The 3,248-nt window shown below is 60.9% G+C and carries 1 protein-coding gene; it reads right to left on the minus strand.

What is annotated here, in order from left to right; all coding sequences use genetic code 11:
- Positions 1-3,223: amino acid adenylation domain-containing protein (locus tag VJ464_26560; protein HKQ08712.1), on the minus strand; the 3,223-nt coding region annotated here is incomplete at its 3' end.
- Between the last annotated feature and the right edge of the window lie 25 nt (positions 3,224-3,248).

The raw sequence follows: 3,248 nt of genomic DNA on the forward strand, positions 1-3,248 counted from the left end.
CGGCCCAGATCTTCGCCAGCGCCGTCTCGCTCTCGCCCACCGGCACTTCGTATTCCCGCGCCACATACGCATCTCCTTGCGGCGCCGGCAGCGCCTGACGATCCACCTTCCCGTTCGGCGTCAACGGCAAGCGCTCCAGCCACACATAAGCCGTCGGCAGCATGTACTCTGGCAGTTGCCCGGAGAGATAACTTCGCAGCGCCTCAGCCCCGATCTCCTGCCCGGTGAAGTAAGCCGCCAAGCGCTTGCCGGCGTCGTCTGCATCGTAGGTGAGCACCACCGCCTCACACACCGCAGGGTGACGGGTTAGCCTGGCCTCGATCTCGCCCAGCTCAACACGGAACCCACGAATCTTAATTTGGAGGTCATTGCGCCCCAGGAACTCGACCTCGCCGCCGGCAAGCCATCGCCCCAGATCGCCCGTCTTGTAGAGGCGCGCTCCCGGCTCTCGGCCAAAGGGGTCGGGCCGGAAGCGCTCGGCAGTCAACTCTGCGCGGTTGAGATAGCCGTGTGCCACTCCCATGCCGCCAATGTAGATCTCTCCGCCGACTCCAATAGGCGACGGCTGATGGTTCTCGTCGAGGATATAGCACTGCGTATTGCTGATCGGGTTGCCAAGCGGAATGCTTCGGGTGGCCTCGGAAATCTCCGTGATTTCGTGGGTGATGGCGAAGGTCGTGGTTTCCGTCGGACCGTAGCCATTAACAAGATGCCTTGGGGGAGCGTGCGACAGTAGCTCGGCAATCGTGCGCGGGTCTAGCACATCGCCGCCCACAATCAAGTAACGCAAGCGACCCAATGCCTCGTCCAACCCATGCACATACTGATTGAAAAGCCCCACCGTCATCCACAGCACGCTGACCTCTTGAGCTATCAAAGCCTCCGCAAACATCGAAGGATCGAGCAGACAGTCCGGGTCAATCACCACCATGCGCCCGCCGTTTAGCAGTGGCGCCCACACCTCCATCGTCACCGCGTCGAACGCCGGATTGGCAGCAAACGCCACCCGGTCGTCAGACTTGAAGTCAGCATATCCGCAATTAAAGACGAGCCGTGTAATCGCCCGGTGCGGCACCATCACCCCTTTCGGTTGGCCGGTCGAGCCTGATGTATACATGACGTAGGCCGCCATCTCACCGTGGGACGGAAGGCTGAGATTCTCGACGGCTCCTTCAATCCGGGCAAAATCATCAAGGTTGACTCGTGACGCGTCCCATGCCTCAGGCAACGCCGCATCTCTGGTCGTAATGGCAACCTGCGCCGCGCAGTCGAGCGCCATGAAAACCTGACGTTCTCCAGGAAACGTCGGATCGATGGGCACGTAGGCCGCTCCACATTTCAAGACAGCCAGTTCGGCAACCACCAAAGCCATCGAGCGGTCAAGGATAATTGCCACTCGCGCGTCGGGCCCCACGCCCAGCCCGCGTAGATGATGTGCCAACCGGTTGGCCTTTACATTAAGCCCGCTGTAGGTGAGATTCTGGTCTCCGTCTACGACGGCGATGGCGTCAGGGCACTTCTCGGCTTGCGCTTCGAATAGCTCGTGAACGCTGCTCTCCTTCGGGAAATACACCTCGGTAGCGTTCCATTCGACAAGCACCTGATGCCGTTCTGCCTCTCCAAGCAGTGGCAATCGGTCCACGGCCTGCATGTCATCGGCCACCATTTCATCGAGCAACGTCCGCCAGTGCTTTACATACCGCTCCGCCGTCTCGCGCTCGAACAGGGCGGTGGCGTATTCAAGGCGGCCCACGATCCGCCCGCCTGATTCCTGTAAACATAATCTCAGGTCGAATTTCGCCACCATGCGCGCCGACTGTAGCTTCTCTACCTCCAGCCCGGTCAGCGCCAACCTGCCCTCCTGAGCCCATTGCCACCAGTCGAACATCACCTGAAACAGTGGATTGTGCGCCAGGCTTCGCGCCGGACGCACAAGCTCGACGATCTGTTCAAACGGGATGTCTTGATGCTGCTGTGCCGCAAGCGTCTGCTCCTTTACCCGCTGCAACATCTCAGTCACGGTTGGCGACCCCGACACTTTCAGCCGTAGCGCCAGCGTGTTCACAAAGAACCCGATCAAGCCCTCGATCTCTACCCGCCCGCGATTAGCCACCGGCGTACCTACCACGATATCGCCCTGCCCCGAAAGCCGCGCCAAGAGCACACTCCATCCGGCCAGCAACGTCATGTACAACGTCGTGCCCGCGCGCTGACTCAGTTCTTTCAGCTTCCGAGTCAATCCTTCTTCCAGTTCCAGCTCAACTGATCCTCCGACATACTCCTGCACCGCCGGTCGCACGTGATCCGTCGGCAGCTCAAGCAGCGCAGGCGCTCCCGCCAGTGCCTGCTGCCAGTACTCGGCCTGCCGCCGCAGCACCTCGCCTTGCAGCCACTCGCGCTGCCACACCACGTAGTCGGCGTACTGCACCGTCAGTGGTGGCAGCGGATCTTCCTGGCCGCGCGCGAAAGCCTCGTACAGCGTGTTTAGCTCCTTAATGAAGATGTCCATAGACCAGCCGTCACTGACGATGTGATGCAGGGTGAGCAGCAGCGCATGGTCGTTCTCGCCCAACCCGATCAATTGTCCGCGGATCAGCGGCCCCTGCTCCAGATCAAAACCTGCACTTGCTTCCTCTGTCACCAACCGATTCAGCTCCTCTTCACGACCCTGCGCCTCCTTCAGCTCGCATTCCACCAGATGGAATCGGCTCTCCTCCGCGGGAATGATGCGCTGCATCGGCTTCCCATCAATCAATTCGCAAATGGTACGCAACGCCTCGTGCCGAGCAACGATTCGGTCTAGCGCCTGATCCAGCGCGCGGCGGTCCAACTCGCCCTTCAACCGCCAGCCGCAGAAGATGTGATAGGCTTCGCTCACTCCCTCCATCTGCGCCAGGAACCATAAGCGCTGCTGCGCAAAGCACAACGGAAGAGGTTCCCCGCGCTCGGCAAGCGTAATCGCCGGCAGAGCGGCCTGCGGGGTTCTCCCCACAACGCGCGCGAAATCAGTCAAGACCGGATGCGCGAACAAGTCTTTGGTCGCCACTTCCACGCCGAGTACGTGCCTAAGCTGCGAGATGACTTGCATGGCCAGGAGGGAGTGCCCGCCTAATTCGAAGAAGTTATCGTAGCGCCCGACACGCTCCACCTTCAGCATATCGGCCCAGATCTTCGCCAGCGCCGTCTCGCTCTCGCCCACCGGCACTTCGTATTCCCGCGCCACATACGCATCTCCTTGCGGCGCCGGC

It is taken from the genome of Blastocatellia bacterium (genome assembly GCA_035275065.1).
Taxonomy (GTDB): domain Bacteria; phylum Acidobacteriota; class Blastocatellia; order UBA7656; family UBA7656; genus DATENM01.